A 16,560-nucleotide genomic window follows, 5' to 3' on the forward strand; every position below is an offset into this window, starting at 1 on the left:
TTGAACCAATGCGGGGGTTGCAAGCGTTACACTTTTGCAATCTGATGGCCCGTATCGCGCGGCGCTCTTGTCGGAGCGCCGCGTTTTTTATATCGAAAGGTGGCACCATGCAGGCATCGCAGCGTCTCGACCGCTTTGGCGCGGAGGTCTTCGCCTCGCTCAACAACAAGCTTCTCGCGCTGAAGGCTCAGGGCAAGACCATTTACAACATGAGCGTGGGCACGCCCGACTTTAAGCCGTACGACCATGTGGTCGAGGCGCTCACGCAAGCAGCCCAAGATCCCGAGATGTGGAAGTATGCCCTGCGCGACCTGCCCGAACTCAAGCAAGCCGTGTGCGATTACTATGAGCGCCGCTTTGGCGTTTCGGGCATTACGCCGTCCATGGTGCAGTCGTGCAACGGCACGCAGGAGGGCGTGGGTCATTTGGGCCTGGCCCTGCTCGATCCGGGTGACACCATTCTGGTTCCCGATCCGTGCTACCCGGTCTTTGAGGCGGGTGCCAAGATTGCCGATGCCAAGCTCGAGTACTATCCGCTGGTTGCCGAGCACAATTACCTGCCCTATGTGGCGGGTATCGATCCCGAGGTGGCCGATCGTGCCAAGTACATGATCGTGTCGCTGCCCGCGAACCCGGTGGGTTCGGTGGGCACGCCCGAGGTCTACGAGGAGATCATCGCTTTCGCCCGCGAGCACGATCTGTTGATCGTTCATGACAACGCGTACTCCGACATCGTGTTTGACGGCGAGCCCGGCGGCAGCTTCTTGCAGTATCCCGGTGCGCTCGAGGTGGGCGTGGAGTTTTTCTCGCTTTCCAAGTCGTTTAACGTCACCGGTGCCCGCATCGGCTTTTTGGTCGGTCGCGAGGATGTGGTCTCGGCCTTTGCCAAGCTGCGCAGCCAGATCGACTTTGGCATGTTCTTCCCGATCCAGAAGGCCGCCATCGCGTGCCTTAATGGCCCGCGCGATGAGGTCGAGGCGCAGCGTCTGAAGTACCAGGAGCGTCGCGATGCCCTGTGCGACGGTCTTGAGGGCTTGGGCTGGGAGCGCCCCAACGCGCATGGCTCTATGTTTGTGTGGGCCAAGCTTCCCGGTGGCCGCACCGATTCCATGGCGTTTTGCGAGGAGCTCATGGAGAAGGCCGGCGTTGTGGTGACGCCGGGCGCGAGCTTTGGTCCTTCGGGCGAGGGGCACGTGCGCATGGCGCTGGTCTTGCCGCCCGACCAGATCGCTTTGGCTGTCGAGGCTATTCGCGAGGCGGGCCTGTATTAGAAAGCTATTTCGCCTCGTCAATATATCGAAACCGATTTCGTGCAGTTATTTTACGAATCCTGCAAACAATTTCGGTAAACGGTCGATTTTTGGCTGCGAATAGGAGCATAATCAAAGTCCCGATTGGATGTATTGGGATTACGACAAGCCGCTCGGGTCGTTCCCGGGCGGCTTGTTTGTGGAGTGAGATGGGAGTTTCTAATGGTTAACGAGAAGAAGGTCGCTATTGTCGGCTGCGGTTTCGTCGGTTCGTCTTCGGCGTTCGCGCTGATGCAGAGCGGTCTGTTCTCCGAGATGGTCCTCATCGACGTGGACAAGAACCGCGCCGAGGGTGAGGCCCTGGATATCGCGCACGGCATGACGTTTGCCGAGCCGATGAAGATCTACGCCGGCGATTATTCCGATGTCGCCGACGCCGCCATGATTGTCGTCACCGCCGGCGCTGCCCAGAAGCCCGGTGAGACCCGCCTGGACCTGGTCAACAAGAACGTCAGCATCTTTAAGTCCATTATCCCCGAGATTAAGAAGTCCGGCTTCGACGGCATTCTGCTCATCGTCTCCAACCCGGTCGATGTTCTGACCTACGCCGCCATCAAGATGTCCGGCCTGCCCGAGGGCCACGTCATCGGTTCCGGCACCGTGCTCGACACCGGCCGTCTGCAGCAGATGCTTGGCGCCCACGTCGAGGTTGACCCGCGCGATGTCCAGGCCTACGTCATGGGTGAGCACGGCGACTCCGAGTTTGTCGCTTGGTCCAGCGCTCAGGTTGCCGGCGTTCCGCTGAACACCTTCTGTGAGCTTCACGGCCACCTGGAGCATGAGGCTGCCGAGAAGCGCATCGCCGAGGACGTCAAGAACTCCGCCTACACCATCATCGAGAAGAAGCACGCCACCTACTACGGTGTCGCTATGGCCGTCAAGCGCATCTGCACTGCCGTCATGCGCGATGAGCAGACCGTTCTGCCTGTCTCCTCGCTCATGGTGGGCGAGTACGGCCTGTCCGATCTTGCCATCTCTATGCCGACCGTCGTTGGCCGCGACGGCGTTGTCTGCCGCGTCCCCGTGCCGCTGGACGATGACGAGCAGCATGAGCTCACCGTCTCCGCCAAGGCCCTCAAGGACATCATCGACAGCGTCGACTTCTCCTGCTAAATCAAGCTCGCTAGAGCGAAAAGCTACAATGAAGGCGTCCGAGTCCACGCGGCCCGGGCGCTTTTTTGGTGCAAAGTAACCTGACCCCAATGCACTATAGTCGATGGGAGGGCCATGTCGGATTCGCCTAATTTTTTGACCTATGCCCAGACGGCGTTTGATCCGTTTGAGGAGCGGCCGTTCTGCGCGGTGGATAGCCTGGTCTTTGCGTGGTTGTCCTATTTGCGTTTGCCGGGTGATATGGCGGAGCTGACGAACTGGCAGGGCCTAGACGTACGCGAGCTGCTGCGCGCCGAGTGCTACCAAGACATGATTGGCGACCTGTGGGATCCGGAGGGGAGTCGTGCCCTGTTGGAGGCTGTGGCAGCAAGCCCTCCCTACCGTGGCGTTCGTGTTTGCGGCTATCGTAGCGTGAGTGATGCCGAGACAACGGAGCAGTTTGCGGCCATGACGTTCCGATTTCCGGCGGGGTTTAGCTATCTTGCCTTCCGGGGGACCGACAGCACGATTGTGGGCTGGAAAGAGGACTTTAACATGGCGTTCCGGTGTCCTGTGCCGGCCCAGGAATCCGCGGCGCGTTATGTAGACGAGGCGGCGGATGCGATTGACGGGCCGCTTTTGTGTGGAGGTCATTCCAAGGGTGGAAACCTTGCGGTGTACGGTGCGGCGATGTGCCCCGATGTCGCCCGTGAGCGAATCGAACGGGCGTATTCCCATGATGGTCCGGGCTTCGTCGAGGAGTTTCTGAGCGGCAACGCCTTCGCCGACCTATCCGGTCGAATCGACAAGACGCTACCTCGGTCGTCGATCTTTGGCATGATGTTCGAGACACAGGAGGACTATGCCATCGTTGAGAGCACCGAGTTCAGCCTGCTTCAGCATAATCCCTTTAGCTGGGTGGTTGATGGTCGCGACTTCGTGTACTGTGAGCGCCTGTCCGCCGGTGCTCGATACGTTGATGGCTCCATTCGCGAGATGCTGCTTGCGGTGTCGCCTAACGAGCGCGAGCGTTTTGTAGATGCGTTGTTCTCCGTGCTTGAGGCTACGGGTGCTGAGCGGTTTGCGGATATCGCTGGGAATCTGCGCGAGAGCCTGCCCGTGATGCTCCAGGCTGCGCAAGGCTTTGACAAGGATACGCGACGCTTTGTCTCGCAGACTATCGTTGCGATTCTTAAGTGTGCGCTTCTGCCCAAACGTCCCCAGATCGACATGCCCGCTGCCGGCAAGAGCTTGGCAGAACAGCTCGAGGCTTGGCAGTCCGAGCTCCTGCGCTAACCATTGGTGCAAAGCAACCTGTCCCCGATGCACCAATCTTCGATGCGCCTGGGGCGGGATCGACCGCTATACTGGTTCGTGCCGAAATCGATCTAGAACGGAATGCCGTATATGAAAATCAATCACGCGATTCTGCATATCCTGGACTTTGACTCTGCCGTCAACGTTATGAGCCAGCGCGAGCTCGATATCGAGAGCCGCACCGTGCGTAATTTCGTAACCACGCACCTGCGGCGCGCTCGTACCTCGGCTGATAACAAGCGTGCCACGTTTGCCGAGAACTCCGCATTCGGCGGCGAGCTCAAGGGCTATTTCTTTGGTGAGCGTGAGTTCGTGGATCTGTCTCAGCAGATTGCGGAGTTCATCTCTTCCGAACTTACCAAGGCCGAGAAAGCCGAGTCCACTGACGTGCTCGTGGCCGATTTTGACGACGATGAGGATGCCCGCTGGTTTGCCGTGATGCTGCTGGGCTCCAAGCAGGCTTTTATGCACGAGGTGGGTCGCGAAGAGGGCGAGGTGCGCAACGACATTGCGCGCCACTACGCCATTCTGCCGAATCCCTCGCAAAAGGTGCCGAGCTATGCAATCGTGCGTGCGAGTACCATGGAGATCGGCTACGTGGACAAGAAGCGCAAGATTGCCGGCGAGGACCGTATGCTTATCCCCGATGGCCTGCTGCAGTGCGACACGGGCGTATCGGGCAAGGAGGTCATCGACACCGTGACGCGTGTGGTCGAGGAAGTCGCCGAGGAGCACGGTGCCAACACGGCTGTAGCGCTCGCCAAGGTTAAGGCTGCCGTTGCCGAGAAGGTCGAGGATGACGAGGAGCTGCCGCCTTGGGATATCGTCGACGAGGTCTTTGAGAACGAACCGGTTATCAAGGAGAGCGTGCGCGCGGCACTGACCGAGGAGAAGGTGCCCGAGCGCGTGCCCGTGGAGCGCAAACAGGTCGAGCGCGCAGCTGTGCGCAATCACAAGATCCGTACCGACACGGGTATCGAAATCAGCTTCCCGGCCGAGATGGGTTCGAACTCCGAATACATCGAGTTCGTCAACGAGCCCAACGGCCTCATCTCCATCGAGCTCAAAAACATCGGGTCAATTGAGAATCGATAAACTGCGCTTGTAAGCTGCAGACAAAACAAAGGCCGAAGCTCCGTTGGTGCTTCGGCCTTTTTGCTTGGGATTGAATTGCGCCGCAGGTTGAGCATGCGTCAGCGAAAACGACCCAGAGCGAGCAAGGTGACGTGAAAGAGGAGGGCATTGACCTTCTGGTCATGCCCGACGATTGAACGCCAGATTGCCGCTTAGGGGCGTTTGTAGCGTCGAGCCGTTGCGCGGTTTGGTAAAACCGCGCAACTTCTACAGCTTGCGCAGGCCCTCTTCCAGGCCAGTCTTGCTGTCGGTCTTCTCGTCGCGCATCTTGATGACGTGGGCGGGGACACCGGCCACGACGGCGCCGGCGGGGACGTCCTCGACGCATACGGCACCGGCAGCCACGACGGCGCCCTTGCCCACGCGAACGCCCTCCAGGACCACGGCGTTGGCGCCAATCATGACATCATCCTCGATGATGACGGGCGTGGCGCTGGCGGGCTCAACGACGCCTGCCAGTACGGTGCCGGCGCCGATGTGGCAGTTCTTGCCCACGGTTGCGCGGCCGCCCAGGACGGCGCCCATGTCGATCATGGAGCCCTCGCCGATAACGGAGCCGATGTTGATGATGGCGCCCATCATGATGACGGCGCGGTCGCCGATCTCGACGCGATCGCGGATGATCGCGCCCGGCTCAATGCGGGCGTTGATGCCCTTAAGGTCGAGCATGGGGACGGCGGAGTTGCGGCAGTCATTCTCGACGTCGTAGTAGTCGATGGAGTTGGCATTGGCATCGAGGATGGCCTTGAGCTCATCCCAGTCGCCAAAGACGGTCTTGCCGCGACGACCGCCGTAGACGTGTGCATTGCCCCACTGGACCTTCATGCCCGGTTTCTCGCGCACGTACAGCTTGACGGGCGTCTTTTTGGGCGCAGTGGCGATGTAGTTGATAATCTCCTGTGCATCCATCTCGGCTGCGTTGCTCATATGCTGTTTCTCCTTTGCGTGGATACGGTTGATATCTGGTTAGGCAAACATGACCTGGTCGAACGTATAGAAGCCGGGTTCGCGGGTGACGAGCTTCTGCGCGGCTGCCAAGGCGCCGTTGACAAAGATCTGACGGCTCGTGGCGCGATGCGTGAGCGTGACTTCCTCATCCTGGCCAAAGAAACTCACTTCGTGCACGCCGGCGACAGTACCGCCGCGCAGCGAGTGCATGCCGATCTCCTTGGGGTCGCGCGCGCCGCACATACCCTCGCGGCCATAGACGGGGTGATAGCCTGCCTCGGGCTCGGCCTCGACGACGGCATCGAGCAGCAACTTGGCTGTGCCGCTGGGGGCATCGACCTTTTGGTTGTGGTGTGTCTCGACGATCTCGCAGTCAAAGCCGGGCAGCTCGCGTGTGGCCTGCGCTACCAGATGACGCAGGGCTGCAATACCGATGGAGTAATTGCCCGAGTGCATAACGCGGGCATTCTGGCCCAGCTCGCGCAGGCGGTCCATCTGCTCGGGGGTGTAGCCCGTGGTGCCCGAGACCAACGCGGCGCCCGTGCGCTCGACATAGGCGACGACGGCATCGAAGGTAACGACGTTCGAGAAGTCGATGATGACGTCGGCTGCCGGGGCGTCCTCGAGCTCGGACAGATCAAAACCGATCTGGGCGACGATATCAAAAACGGGCTGACCGGCGGCGTCGACAACGCCCTCGGCGGTAGTGCGGATGAGCGAGCCCATGCGGCCCGTTCCCATAATGACAGTCTTAATCAAGCAGACCAGCTCCCTTCAGAGCATCGGTAAGTGCAGCGCGCGTGTCGTCTGCCATGGGGCACAGCGGCATACGGTAGTTTGCCTCGATCATACCCATCTGAGCGAGCGCTTCTTTAACGGGGATGGGGTTGACCTCGCTAAAGAGGGCGTTGATGAGCGGCTGGCCGGCAATCTGGATGTCGCGGGCGCGCTCCACGTCGCCGTCCAGGTAGGCGCGGCACATGTCATGCACGAGCTGCGGCTGAACGTCGGCCCACACGCTGATGGTGCCCGAGGCGCCCAGGCTCATGAGCGGCACGGTGAGCGCGTCCTCGCCCGAGTACATGCGGAAGTCGTCGGACAGCAGGTGGGCAATCTTGGCCGCGTAGGCGACGTTGCCCGAGGCTTCCTTAATACCCATGATGTTGGGGTGCGCGGCCAAGCGCTCTACGTTGCGCTCGCTGATGCCGCAGCCGCAGCGGCCGGGGATGTTGTACAGGATGCAGGGGATGTCCACGGCATCGGCGACGGTCTTAAAGTGCTGATAGATACCCTCTTCATTGGACTTGTTGTAGTAGGGGGTGATGAGCAGCAGGCCGTCGGCTCCCAAGCCCTGGTAGGTGAGCGACTTGGTGAGCATCGTCTGCGTGGAGTTGGAGCCCGAGCCGGCGATGACGGGGACGCGTCCCGCAACATGCTTGACCACGGCGGCGACGACGGAGTTGTCCTCGTCATCGGTCATCGTGGCGCTCTCGCCGGTGGTGCCCAGGGTGAGGATGGCGTCGGTGCCGTTTTGCAGGTGGAAATCGATAAGGCACTCGAGCGCGTCAAAGTCGACGCTGCCGTCCTTTTTAAACGGCGTGACGAGGGCGACGATCGAGCCCTCGAGGTTGCGGATATCCATGTTCTTCTCCTTCGCTTCCGCGATCTGGATGCGTTTGTTCCATTGGGCGGCGACGGCCAGGCTCTCGTCCTGGGCGCGACGACGAGCGCTTTCGGCACGCGATTTGGCCAGCAGCTCACGGCCGCACGGCAGCACGTCGAGCGTGGCAAAATAATCGCCCGGGCGCTCGGCGCGGCGGATAAGGTCGGCCGAGCCGTCGGGGCGCAGCAGCACCTCGGCGGAGCGCAGGCGGCCGTTGTAGTTGTAGCCCATGGAGTAGCCATGCGCGCCGGTATCGTGGATCACGAGCACATCACCCATGTCGATCTGCGGCAGCTCACGGTCGATGGCGAACTTATCGTTGTTCTCGCACAAGTTGCCCGTGATGTCATACGTGTTCGTGACCGGTGCTGCGGTCTTGTCAGGGCCACCCGGCTGTCCCATTACCGTAATGTGGTGGTAGGCACCATACATAGCGGGACGAATGAGGTCGACGGCGCTTGCGTCCACGCCGATATAGTCCTTGTAAATCTGCTTCTCGTGGATGGCCTTGGTGACCAGGCAGCCATAGGGGCCCATCATAAAGCGGCCCATCTCGGTGCAGATGGCCACATCGCTCATGCCGGAAGGAACCAGGATTTCGTCGTAGGCCGCGTGCACTCCCTCGCCGATGGCGTGAATGTCGTTGGCCTGCTGCTCGGGCAGATAGGGGATGCCGACGCCGCCGGACAGATTGATAAAGGCGACATGTGCGCCCGTTTCACGCTCCAGGCGCACGGCAAGTTCAAAGAGGGTACGTGCGAGCTTGGGATAATAGTCGTTGGTGACGGTATTGCTGGCAAGGAAGGCATGGATGCCAAAATTCTCGGCGCCCTTGGCCTTGAGCATGCGGAAAGCCTCGAAGAGCTGCTCGGTGGTCATGCCGTACTTGGAGTCGCCGGGGTTGTCCATGATGCCGTTGGAGAGCTGGAACAGGCCGCCCGGGTTAAAACGGCAGCTGACCGTCTTGGGGATGGGGCCCGCGACGCGCTCAAAGAACTCGATATGGCTGATGTCGTCAAAGTTGACGATGGCGCCCAGCTTGTCGGCGAGCTCAAAATCCGCCGCCGGCGTGTCGTTGGACGAGAACATGATGTCGTGGCCGGTGATACCCAGTGAGCGGGCGATCATGAGCTCGGTATAGCTCGAGCAATCGCAGCCGCAGCCGTATTCGTTGAGGATGGAGATGAGTGCCGGGTTAGGGTTGGCCTTGACGGCATAGTATTCCTTAAAGCCCGGGTTCCACGCAAAGGCGTCGCGCACCTCTTGCATGTTGCGGCGGATGCCCGCCTCGTCGTATAGGTGAAACGGCGTGGGGAACTGCTCGACGATATGCTCGAGCGTTTCCTTGTCCACAAACGGCTGTTTGGCCGCATATGCTTCGTTGGGGGTCAATGCCATGTCCCGTAAACCTCGCTATCCAGACGGCGCCATCGGCGCATCGAATCCGCATAGCGTGGACCCCATGTCCGGATAGCGCTCCCGCATTGCTGCAGACAGTCCTGCGGGTGTTTCCCGCAGGCCCACCAGGTTGTTCGTGCCCGAAAAACCCAGTTCGGCGGGTTTCGCCTCCCCGCGGGGTCAAAGCCTGCCGGCTCGCCCGCGGCTCTTCGTGCCCGCGCCTCTATCAAGTGGTAACGACCCTACCACGTTGCACTTTACCAAACAAGAGTATTCGTATATAACGTTTAAAAAATGCAGCGTTTTGCTAGAAACATGCACACAACAATCCTGCGTCACCATGGATGGCAACTGATGCGCTCCACGAAAGGAATCTCTATGACCGAGCTCCAAGAACTCCGTCGCTATCGTCGCGATCTCCATCGCATTCCGGAGCTCGATTTCGATCTTCCGCAGACCATCGCCTATATCGAGGACGTGCTGGCACCGCTCGACTGCGAGGTAGTTCATCCGTGTCCGAGTTGTGTCTGTGCGTTTTTCGATGCTGGCGTGGGCGCCTCGCATGCTACGGCGATTCGTGCCGATATGGACGCGCTGCCCATCGAGGAGGCGACGGGCGCGGCTTTCGCTTCGTGTCATCCCGGCAAGATGCATGCCTGCGGCCACGATGGGCATATGGCTATGGCACTTGCCGCCGCAACCTATGTGGACCGTACGATTCGCGAGCAGCCGGGTGCGCTTAAGCGCAACGTGCTCTTTGTGTTTCAGCCTGCCGAGGAAACGACCGGTGGTGCCAAGACGGTGTGCGAAAGCGGCGTGTTCGAGCGCTGTGGCGTCGACCGCATCTTCGGGTTTCATGTTTGGCCCGACCTTCCCGCCGGCATGCTGGCGAGCTGTTCTGGCCCACTGTTGGCGCGCTCGAGCGAGACGCATATCCACATCCACGGAGCGAGCATCCATATCGCCAAGACCTACGGCGTGCCGGTCGAGGAGTCGCACGATGCGGCCCTGGCGGCAGCGAAGTTTTTGGTTGCCGAGCGCGAGCTGATGGACGAGCTGGGCGCCAACGAGCCCTGCATCGGTAAGTTTGGCTTGCTGCAGGCTGGTACGGTCTGCAATGCGGTGGCGGGGGAGGCACACGTCGCCGGCAGCCTGCGTGTGTTTACGGACGATATGTTCGACCGTGCGCGCGAGGGCGTACGCCGCGTGCTGGACGAGGCCTGTGCCGCGACGGGCTGTACGTATGATCTGGACTTTGCTGAAGGGTATCCGCCGGTCGATAACGATCCCGAGCTGTTTGCCCACATTGCACCCGCCCTTCCCGAGTTGCAACTCGTTGACGAGCCGTTGCTGATTGCCGAGGATTTTGCCTTCTATCAGCGTCATCTGCCGGGAGTGTTTTTCTTGCTGGGCACGGGCGTGCCGGCCGGGCAAGACAACCCAAATGACGCCGAGAGCTGCCCTGCTTACGCGACAAGCGCCCTGCATACCGACACCATGCTCTTTGACGAGAAGATCCTGCTCGAAGGCCTCGACGTCTACAAGCGACTGCTTTCGCTTGATTGGGTCTCTGTGTAATTTACTCAGAAAATACGAACAAATGTTTGCTATAATTTAGGTGTAAGTCTATAGAAACGTTTGACGTTATTAACGCAAGGCGATACTATGATTGCATCCTATAAAGACAGAGATACCGAGCACTTTGCTATGGGTATTCGGGTCAAGAAGTTTGCTCCCTTTGAGCGTGTTGCTTTGAGGAAGATTCGACAGCTTCAGGTCTGCGTTTCTCTTGATGACCTCCGCGTCCCTCCGGGCAATCGTCTTGAAGCGCTGAAGGGCGATCGCGCCGGTCAATATAGCATCCGTGTCAATGAGCGCTATCGGGTTTGCTTTGAGTGGAGACGGGGGGTGTTCCTATAGTTTTGTCAACTGGGCAATGCTGTTTTCGAGATTGAATCGCGACATGCTAACGCCAGGCCTTTCGGCCGATGGGCTCCAATCTGTTCGGAGCGCTTCGACTAGGCGGCGTAGGGCACCCTGTCCCGCATGATCGCGTAGATGACCTTCAGCCTCTTTCGTGCCAGCGCCTTGAGCGCCTTGCCGTGCGGCATGCCCCGCTCTCGGCACCTAGCGTAGTAATCGCCCCATCTTCCCTCTGTCCGGGTAAGGCAGTTGCACGAGAATATGAGCAGGTTCTTCAGCCTCTTGTTGCCTTGGCGCGATGCCGTCACCGAGGAGATCGAGGTCCCCGACTGGCGGTTGCGCGGCGCCAGGCCGCAGTACGACGCGAGCCTGTCGTGGCTTGGGAAGTCTTCGATATCTATGGAGATCGCGAGCTCGGAAGCGGTTTTGGGGCCGATCCCCGGCACCGTCAGGAGGCATCGGTAGGTATCGTCGCCCTCGAGGAGGGCGGATATCTCCGCCGTGATCACATCGATCTCCGCCGAGTTCTCGGAGATCCTGCGCGCGAGCAGCCTCACCGCCCGGTCCTCGGCGGCGATGGCCGCCGCGTCCGGCCTTGTCGAGGAGGCCGTCGAGCGGACGAGGGCCTCGATCTTGCCGCGCGCCGCCCCGCGCGTGAGCGCCGCCGCCCTGCGGGGCCCGGCGTCGGCCACCGACCAGGCCCCGCCGAGGGATGCCATGAGCCTCAGCTGGGGACCGTCGGACAGGTCGACCAACGCCTCGAAGGCGGGGCACGATTCCAGCAGGATGCTGCGCAGCCGGTTCTTGCTCCTGGTGTTTTCGCAGGTCAGGAAGTTTCTCTGGGCGGCCGGCGCCCTCGCCGCCGCGACCGTCGGGCCCGGATCCCCGACCGGCAGGAGTGCGTCGGGGATGCCCAGCGCCGTCTTCGCGATGACCATTGCGTCCCGCTCGTCGGTCTTGGTGTCGCCGGCGAAGAGCCTGGCGGCCCCGTGTGCCGCGAGTCCCGGCAGGTACGCCGCCGACATCCCGGCCGCCTTGGCGCGGGCGAGCGCGAGGGCGCCTATGTTGCGCGACTGGTCGACGACCACGAGCGCGTCGGGGAAGCGGCCGAACAGCGAGTCCGGATCGCCCTCCCTGTTCGCGACGGGGGCGCTCAGCAGTATCTCGCCGTCCCGGGTCGCGACGCATGCCCAATGGGACAATTTCCCGACATCGAGCCCGATGACGGCTTCCGGCATTCTAGGTGGTGCCACGGTGTTATCCTCCAATCGGTAGGCCGATCGGAACCCCTCCCTGCGACACCCACATTACCTGGCCGTGGCGCTTGCGCCCGGCAGTTTCCTATCAGTCGTCCGGAGCGGCGAGCGCCCCCGGTGGCAACACCCCCCGGGCCCTCTACGGGGCAGGGGCAGACGGCCATCCGGAGGCGCCCGATCGGCGGCCCCTCGGGGCTTGCCCGTATCGTAGGCAATGCGCCGAATGCTCGCCATCGAAATTTATCGGTGGCCCACTTCAGACTGTAATGGGTGGCTTGGAATGTTGAAATCGTCGATTACCACAAATGAGGTGGCTGCAGGCGGCCTGCTGTCGCCGGTAACTCCAGGGGAGCTTCTTAAGGAGGAGTTTCTTGTCCCCATGGGCATTTCCCAATATCGTCTTGCAAAGGAGACTGGGATCCCGGCTCAGCGCATCGGGCAGATTGTTTTGGGCAAGCGCCGTGTGACGGCTGACACCGATCTTCGTCTTTGCCGCTACTTTGGTCTGACGGATGGCTATTGGCTTCGCGCTCAGATGGCGTTTGACCTTGAAGCCGAGAAAAGAAGAATCGAGCCGGAGCTTGACAAGATCGTTCCTGTCCAGCGGGCTATGGCAATGTAGATTACGAGGGGTTGATTTCCGATCTCAGCCGAACACATTGAGCGGATAGGTCGTTCCCGCAGCCAGCCGAACGCCCCCGAGTCCCCTTCCGGGCCCCGGGGGCGGCATTTTCCCAGTTGAAGGAACGGTGGAGATGCTTTTCGATGGGTCCGGTGGCCATGCCCCGCCCTCCGTCCGGAACCTCTTCCCAGACTCAGCCGGACGGTCGGTCCGTCTATTCCGTTTTTCCCTTCAGGCCAGGACAGCGGGGCATCGCCCCTTTCCTCGCGCGCCCGCCCTATCAGCCCCGGCGTCAGGTCGAGCTCGCCGAGCGGCACGTCCTCCACGCCGTAGGCGTTCGGCGGCTCCCGGCCGTCCCGTGGACGCTCCAGCCCTTGAAGTAATCGATGGCGTACTTCAAAATTCGTCCGATGTCTTCAGGCATCGGTTGCTCCCTCCTAGTAGCCAGAGTCGTAGCGCTGCGCAGCGATGACCTTCTCGATCTCGGCGAGGCCGAGGAAGCGGTCGCCGAGCATATGCTTGCGCCAGAGGGGCTTGAAGCAGTGAAGCATGCGGCGGTACATCTCGAGGCGGGGCCCATGCGAGTTCCCGCCATCCGAGTACTTCCTCAGGGGCTCCGCGAGCTCCTCATAGCGCTTGTCCGCAAAGAGGTGCTTCACGTAGCCGGCGAGACGCCCCTCCTCCATATCGTTGTAGTCGAAGCCCTGAGGCGAGATGTCGCGCTCGTCCACCTCGGCCTTCTCATCTTCAGGCAGGTCCTCATATGAGGCCCTGAGGACGCGGAACATGTCGAGGATGTCGTACAGCTCCTCGCAGCGGGAGTTGGGAATCTCCGGTCGAAGCGCGGCGAATGCCTCCGGGTACTCGCGCACGTAGCCCTTCTCGAATATCTGTGCATTGCGCTTGTGGTAGGCGGCATCCTCCTCGTACTCCGAGAGGGCGGCAAGGATGAGCTCCTGGTCGCGGAGGATGAGGCGGTTGACCGGCGCTATGGTCAGCGGGGCCATCTCCTCGGGGTAATCGGTGCGGGGGCTGCCCACCATTGATCCGAGGGCTTCGGTGACCACTCCTGAGATGGTGCCACCCGATTCGTGGGCCAATCCCTCGAGTTTGGCCTTGAGGTCATCACTGACCCGGATAGAGATGGTTGCCATTGTCTACCTCCTTAATGGTGTCCTACTGTCATGTATTACTGTATGACACTTACACGGTGACGTCAAATAGTCGGAGCCTGCCGGTTTGTGACCGGCCTGGAGAATGCTCGCAGTGGCAATCGTTGCGGGCATTTATCTTGCCCGCCCGGGATGCGGGAGGTTCAGACGTGGAGTCCTCCAATCTCCCGGGGCCGGCTGATCCGGCCCTCAGGGCATCGGATTCCCAAATTCATCCGCACATGTGCGGATGAATTTGGGAAGTGTTCGGATGAAGTTGATATTCAAGGCGCGGGAAGGGATGATGCAAGGGCCGCGAATCAGCTTGTTAGAAGCCCGCCTGGCGGGTACACGGTCTATCGATGGCTCCGGGATGACCTCTGATTCAAGTCACCAGGGCTCAATTTTTACCCATTTGGAGTCCCTATGGCAGAAGAGACAGCGACCGGCAACCGCGAGTGGGCGGGACTCTGGCTCTCCGAGGAGCGCCTCGCGCCCTACCTCGAGGCGTGCGGAGGCGACGCGGATCGCGCCGTCGAGCTCCACGAGTGGAACATCTCGCTCGCGCAGGTGCTCGTGTGCGACGTCGCGCACCGCGAGGTCGCCATGCGTAACGCCTACGTGTTTGTGTCAACGGCTAACTGAACAAGTGTTCAGTTTTACGCTACCGCTGACAGATCTCGTAGCGGCCCCTCACGGACCCGGCACCGCGCGAGCGCCGAGCCGGGAGCGCATGCGTGCGGCGGGGTGCCTGCCGCCCGGGGTGACAACCACTGAAGTGTGCGGGCGAGCGGGTGGCGGCAGCGTCGTGGCCGCGGGAGCGGAGGGTGCGCGCCGCAGGGGGCGTGGCGCGATCGACCCGGCGCGGCACCCGGAGCGGACGGCCCCGACGGGCGAGCACGCGGTAGTGGTTGCCCCGCTGGGCGGTAGAAAATGTTATTTACGTAGACGCACCCCAATGACGCCGGCATGCAGATTTCTATGACAGGTCAATACTGTTCTTGAGAATAGCCGAGTTTTATCATTGTATTATTTTCTGCTGATTCGCGTTATTTCTTGTTCAGGGGGCAATACGATGGAAGAACCTTGGGTGACTATGAAGGATATAGCCTCCCATGTCGGCGTGACCCCGGAGACGATTAGAACCTGGATAAAGACCAAGGACTTCCCGGCCAAGAAGGTTGGGCATCAATGGAGGTTCAAGCTCAGCGCCGTTGACGCGTGGACCGAAGGCTCAAGCGAAGATAAGGCCTGCGAAAACCACGTGGGCGATTGCCGCCATTACGCCCCGACGCTCATCAATGGCGACTGCTTGGAGGCGCTCCGCAGTATCGACGGGGACTCAGTTGACCTCATTCTTACTGATCCTCCCTACAACCTCGGCCTGTTCATGAAGGAACGCGCTACGAACCTCAAGGCTCTCCGTGACAACTATTTCGGGGCAGCAGGTTGGGACAACCTTGAGTACGACCAATGGAACGAGTCCATGGACTCGTTCTTTGACGAAGCGGCTCGCGTCATGAAGCCTGGCGGGTCAATGGTCGTCTTCATGGCGGTCATCAAGGTTGAATCGATTATCGCTCAGGCAGTGAAGCACGGGTTCTATTACAAGACGACCGGGACGTGGCACAAGCAAAATCCCATGCCCAGAAACATGAACCTGCACTTCGTGAACTCCACCGAGTCTTGGATTTACTTCACCTATGGCGCGCGCGTCGGGACATTCAACAACGAGGGGAAGGTGGTCCATGACTATTTTGAGTCCCCCGTGACCCCAAAGAGCGAGCGCAGGTACGGAAAGCACCCTACGCAGAAGCCCATCGCTCTCATGGACTTCTTCGTGGAGAAGCTGTCCAATCCCGGCGACCTCGTGCTCGATCCCTTCATGGGAAGCGGGAGCTCCGGCGTCTCCGCCATACGGAACGGCCGGCGCTTCATCGGCATAGAACTTGAGGAAACCTACTACGACATCGCGACCAATAGGATTCAGGACGAGCTATGACGAAACCGACTGTAATAGATCTGTTCGCCGGCGTCGGCGGACTGTCGCTCGGGTTCGAGCTCGCCGGTTTTGACGTCAAGATCGCGAACGAGTTCGACCCCTCGATTGCTGAGGCCTATACGCGCAATCGCCCCGATACCAAGATGGTCGTTGCGGACATACGGGACCTGAATATCGAGGAGACGTTTTCGGAGTATGTCGGCAAGACCACGGCCGTCATAGGTGGCCCCCCTTGCCAAGGCTTCTCCCAGAAGGGGCAACGCAAGAGCATCAACGACCCAAGGAACTTCCTCTTCCTCAAGTACTACGACGTTGTCAAGTTCGTGAAGCCGAAGTACTTCGTGATCGAGAACGTCCCCAATCTTCTCACGACGGAGAATGGCTACTTCAAGAACGAGATCGTCGAGCTCTTCAGCGGACTCGGGTACGCCGTCAACTGCGGCGTCCTATGCGCCGCAGATTACGGCGTACCGCAGGACAGACACCGCACATGCATCATCGGAAAACTCGATGCCGACGAGCCGGTGAAGCTCCCCGCACCGAACGGGAGAAGAGCCACCATCTGGGATGCTATCAGCGATCTAGCCTATCTCGAATCCGGCGAGGGAGAAGAGGTTTCGCGGTATCGGCTTGAGCCCCAATCCGACTACCAGCGCATGCTGCGGCAGGGCTCGGTGAGCTTTGCAACCACATCGCGACCGCGCACTCAAAGGTCACGCTTGAACGGCTCCGAATGATTCCGCC

At 60.6% G+C, this 16,560-nt stretch carries 15 protein-coding genes and 1 riboswitch; of the genes, 10 read left to right on the forward strand and 5 right to left on the reverse strand.

Features of this window, described 5'->3' with window-relative positions:
- Positions 1 to 107: 107 nt before the first annotated feature.
- The 4 genes from AAA138_RS04240 (at position 108) to AAA138_RS04255 (ending at position 4,814) form a co-directional block, all read left to right on the forward strand.
- Positions 108 to 1,271 (forward strand): aminotransferase class I/II-fold pyridoxal phosphate-dependent enzyme, encoded by a 1,164-nt coding sequence (locus AAA138_RS04240; RefSeq protein ID WP_117745888.1) that lies wholly within the window; start codon positions 108 to 110, stop codon positions 1,269 to 1,271.
- Between the two features lie 201 nt (positions 1,272 to 1,472).
- Complete coding sequence (locus AAA138_RS04245; protein ID WP_195919773.1) at positions 1,473 to 2,423, forward strand: L-lactate dehydrogenase; 951 nt, start codon at positions 1,473 to 1,475, stop codon at positions 2,421 to 2,423.
- Positions 2,424 to 2,537: 114 nt separating this feature from the next.
- The gene (locus AAA138_RS04250) at positions 2,538 to 3,698 is read left to right on the forward strand and encodes a DUF2974 domain-containing protein (protein WP_349089676.1); all 1,161 of its coding nucleotides are present in this window, start codon (positions 2,538 to 2,540) and stop codon (positions 3,696 to 3,698) included.
- 111 nt (positions 3,699 to 3,809) lie between these two features.
- The gene (locus AAA138_RS04255; RefSeq protein ID WP_195644741.1) at positions 3,810 to 4,814 is read left to right on the forward strand and encodes a nucleoid-associated protein; all 1,005 of its coding nucleotides are present in this window, start codon (positions 3,810 to 3,812) and stop codon (positions 4,812 to 4,814) included.
- A gap of 246 nt (positions 4,815 to 5,060) precedes the next feature.
- Here the strand turns inward: AAA138_RS04255 and dapD are convergent, their stop codons facing one another.
- Genes dapD through dapA form a run of 3 tightly spaced genes read right to left on the reverse strand, consistent with a single transcriptional unit; the run spans position 5,061 to position 8,862 of the window.
- Positions 5,061 to 5,780 carry a 2,3,4,5-tetrahydropyridine-2,6-dicarboxylate N-acetyltransferase gene (gene dapD / locus AAA138_RS04260; RefSeq protein WP_349089677.1) on the reverse strand — a complete coding sequence of 240 codons (720 nt, stop codon included), beginning with the start codon at positions 5,778 to 5,780 and terminating at the stop codon, positions 5,061 to 5,063.
- Between the two features lie 39 nt (positions 5,781 to 5,819).
- Entirely contained in the window at positions 5,820 to 6,560 is a 741-nt protein-coding gene (dapB, locus tag AAA138_RS04265) for a 4-hydroxy-tetrahydrodipicolinate reductase (protein WP_349089679.1), read from the reverse strand.
- Entirely contained in the window at positions 6,553 to 8,862 is a 2,310-nt protein-coding gene (dapA, locus tag AAA138_RS04270; protein WP_349089680.1) for a 4-hydroxy-tetrahydrodipicolinate synthase, read from the reverse strand. Before dapA ends, dapB begins: the two co-directional genes overlap by 8 nt.
- Before the next feature lie 65 nt (positions 8,863 to 8,927).
- A riboswitch (Lysine riboswitch) is annotated at positions 8,928 to 9,096 on the reverse strand.
- 144 nt (positions 9,097 to 9,240) lie between these two features.
- Between dapA and AAA138_RS04275 the strand changes: the two genes are divergently transcribed.
- Positions 9,241 to 10,440, forward strand: a complete 1,200-nt coding sequence (locus tag AAA138_RS04275) for an N-acetyldiaminopimelate deacetylase (protein WP_229107727.1) — start codon at positions 9,241 to 9,243, stop codon at positions 10,438 to 10,440.
- An 87-nt stretch (positions 10,441 to 10,527) separates the two neighbouring features.
- A complete protein-coding gene (locus tag AAA138_RS04280) occupies positions 10,528 to 10,782 on the forward strand; it encodes a type II toxin-antitoxin system RelE/ParE family toxin (protein ID WP_195624768.1) in 255 nt (84 codons plus the stop codon).
- Positions 10,783 to 10,880: 98 nt separating this feature from the next.
- Here AAA138_RS04280 and AAA138_RS04285 read toward each other — a convergent pair whose 3' ends face one another.
- Positions 10,881 to 12,038, reverse strand: a complete 1,158-nt coding sequence (locus tag AAA138_RS04285) for an IS110 family transposase (protein ID WP_324252936.1) — start codon at positions 12,036 to 12,038, stop codon at positions 10,881 to 10,883.
- A gap of 226 nt (positions 12,039 to 12,264) precedes the next feature.
- Between AAA138_RS04285 and AAA138_RS04290 the strand changes: the two genes are divergently transcribed.
- The gene (locus AAA138_RS04290) at positions 12,265 to 12,663 is read left to right on the forward strand and encodes a HigA family addiction module antitoxin (RefSeq protein ID WP_271736363.1); all 399 of its coding nucleotides are present in this window, start codon (positions 12,265 to 12,267) and stop codon (positions 12,661 to 12,663) included.
- Between the two features lie 437 nt (positions 12,664 to 13,100).
- On the opposite strand, the gene AAA138_RS04295 is transcribed toward AAA138_RS04290, so the two are convergent.
- A complete protein-coding gene (locus AAA138_RS04295) occupies positions 13,101 to 13,817 on the reverse strand; it encodes a YfbU family protein (RefSeq protein ID WP_195624767.1) in 717 nt (238 codons plus the stop codon).
- Between the two features lie 423 nt (positions 13,818 to 14,240).
- On the opposite strand from AAA138_RS04295, the gene AAA138_RS04300 reads away from it, so the two are divergent.
- The 3 genes from AAA138_RS04300 to AAA138_RS04310 all read left to right on the forward strand — a co-directional run bounded on the left by AAA138_RS04300 (position 14,241) and on the right by AAA138_RS04310 (position 16,553).
- Positions 14,241 to 14,459: a hypothetical protein gene (locus AAA138_RS04300; RefSeq protein ID WP_349089681.1), complete on the forward strand. Its 219-nt coding sequence runs from the start codon at positions 14,241 to 14,243 to the stop codon at positions 14,457 to 14,459.
- Between the two features lie 430 nt (positions 14,460 to 14,889).
- Positions 14,890 to 15,816, forward strand: a complete 927-nt coding sequence (locus AAA138_RS04305; protein WP_195624765.1) for a DNA methyltransferase — start codon at positions 14,890 to 14,892, stop codon at positions 15,814 to 15,816.
- Complete coding sequence (locus AAA138_RS04310) at positions 15,813 to 16,553, forward strand: DNA cytosine methyltransferase (RefSeq protein WP_349089682.1); 741 nt, start codon at positions 15,813 to 15,815, stop codon at positions 16,551 to 16,553. Before AAA138_RS04305 ends, AAA138_RS04310 begins: the two co-directional genes overlap by 4 nt.
- Positions 16,554 to 16,560 lie beyond the last annotated feature (7 nt).

Origin of the sequence: Collinsella sp. CLA-JM-H32B (assembly GCF_040098065.1) — a bacterium.
In the GTDB taxonomy this organism is placed as follows: Bacteria; Actinomycetota; Coriobacteriia; order Coriobacteriales; family Coriobacteriaceae; genus Collinsella.

Coding starts and splice junctions, on each gene's coding strand:
- AAA138_RS04240 (WP_117745888.1), top strand. CDS start 108: ATGCAGGCATCGCAGCGTCTCGACCGCTTTGGCGCGGAGGTCTTCGCC.
- AAA138_RS04245 (WP_195919773.1), top strand. CDS start 1,473: ATGGTTAACGAGAAGAAGGTCGCTATTGTCGGCTGCGGTTTCGTCGGT.
- AAA138_RS04250 (WP_349089676.1), top strand. CDS start 2,538: ATGTCGGATTCGCCTAATTTTTTGACCTATGCCCAGACGGCGTTTGAT.
- AAA138_RS04255 (WP_195644741.1), top strand. CDS start 3,810: ATGAAAATCAATCACGCGATTCTGCATATCCTGGACTTTGACTCTGCC.
- dapD (WP_349089677.1), bottom strand. CDS start 5,780: ATGAGCAACGCAGCCGAGATGGATGCACAGGAGATTATCAACTACATC.
- dapA (WP_349089680.1), bottom strand. CDS start 8,862: ATGGCATTGACCCCCAACGAAGCATATGCGGCCAAACAGCCGTTTGTG.
- AAA138_RS04275 (WP_229107727.1), top strand. CDS start 9,241: ATGACCGAGCTCCAAGAACTCCGTCGCTATCGTCGCGATCTCCATCGC.
- AAA138_RS04280 (WP_195624768.1), top strand. CDS start 10,528: ATGATTGCATCCTATAAAGACAGAGATACCGAGCACTTTGCTATGGGT.
- AAA138_RS04290 (WP_271736363.1), top strand. CDS start 12,265: ATGCTCGCCATCGAAATTTATCGGTGGCCCACTTCAGACTGTAATGGG.
- AAA138_RS04295 (WP_195624767.1), bottom strand. CDS start 13,817: ATGGCAACCATCTCTATCCGGGTCAGTGATGACCTCAAGGCCAAACTC.
- AAA138_RS04300 (WP_349089681.1), top strand. CDS start 14,241: ATGGCAGAAGAGACAGCGACCGGCAACCGCGAGTGGGCGGGACTCTGG.
- AAA138_RS04305 (WP_195624765.1), top strand. CDS start 14,890: ATGGAAGAACCTTGGGTGACTATGAAGGATATAGCCTCCCATGTCGGC.
- AAA138_RS04310 (WP_349089682.1), top strand. CDS start 15,813: ATGACGAAACCGACTGTAATAGATCTGTTCGCCGGCGTCGGCGGACTG.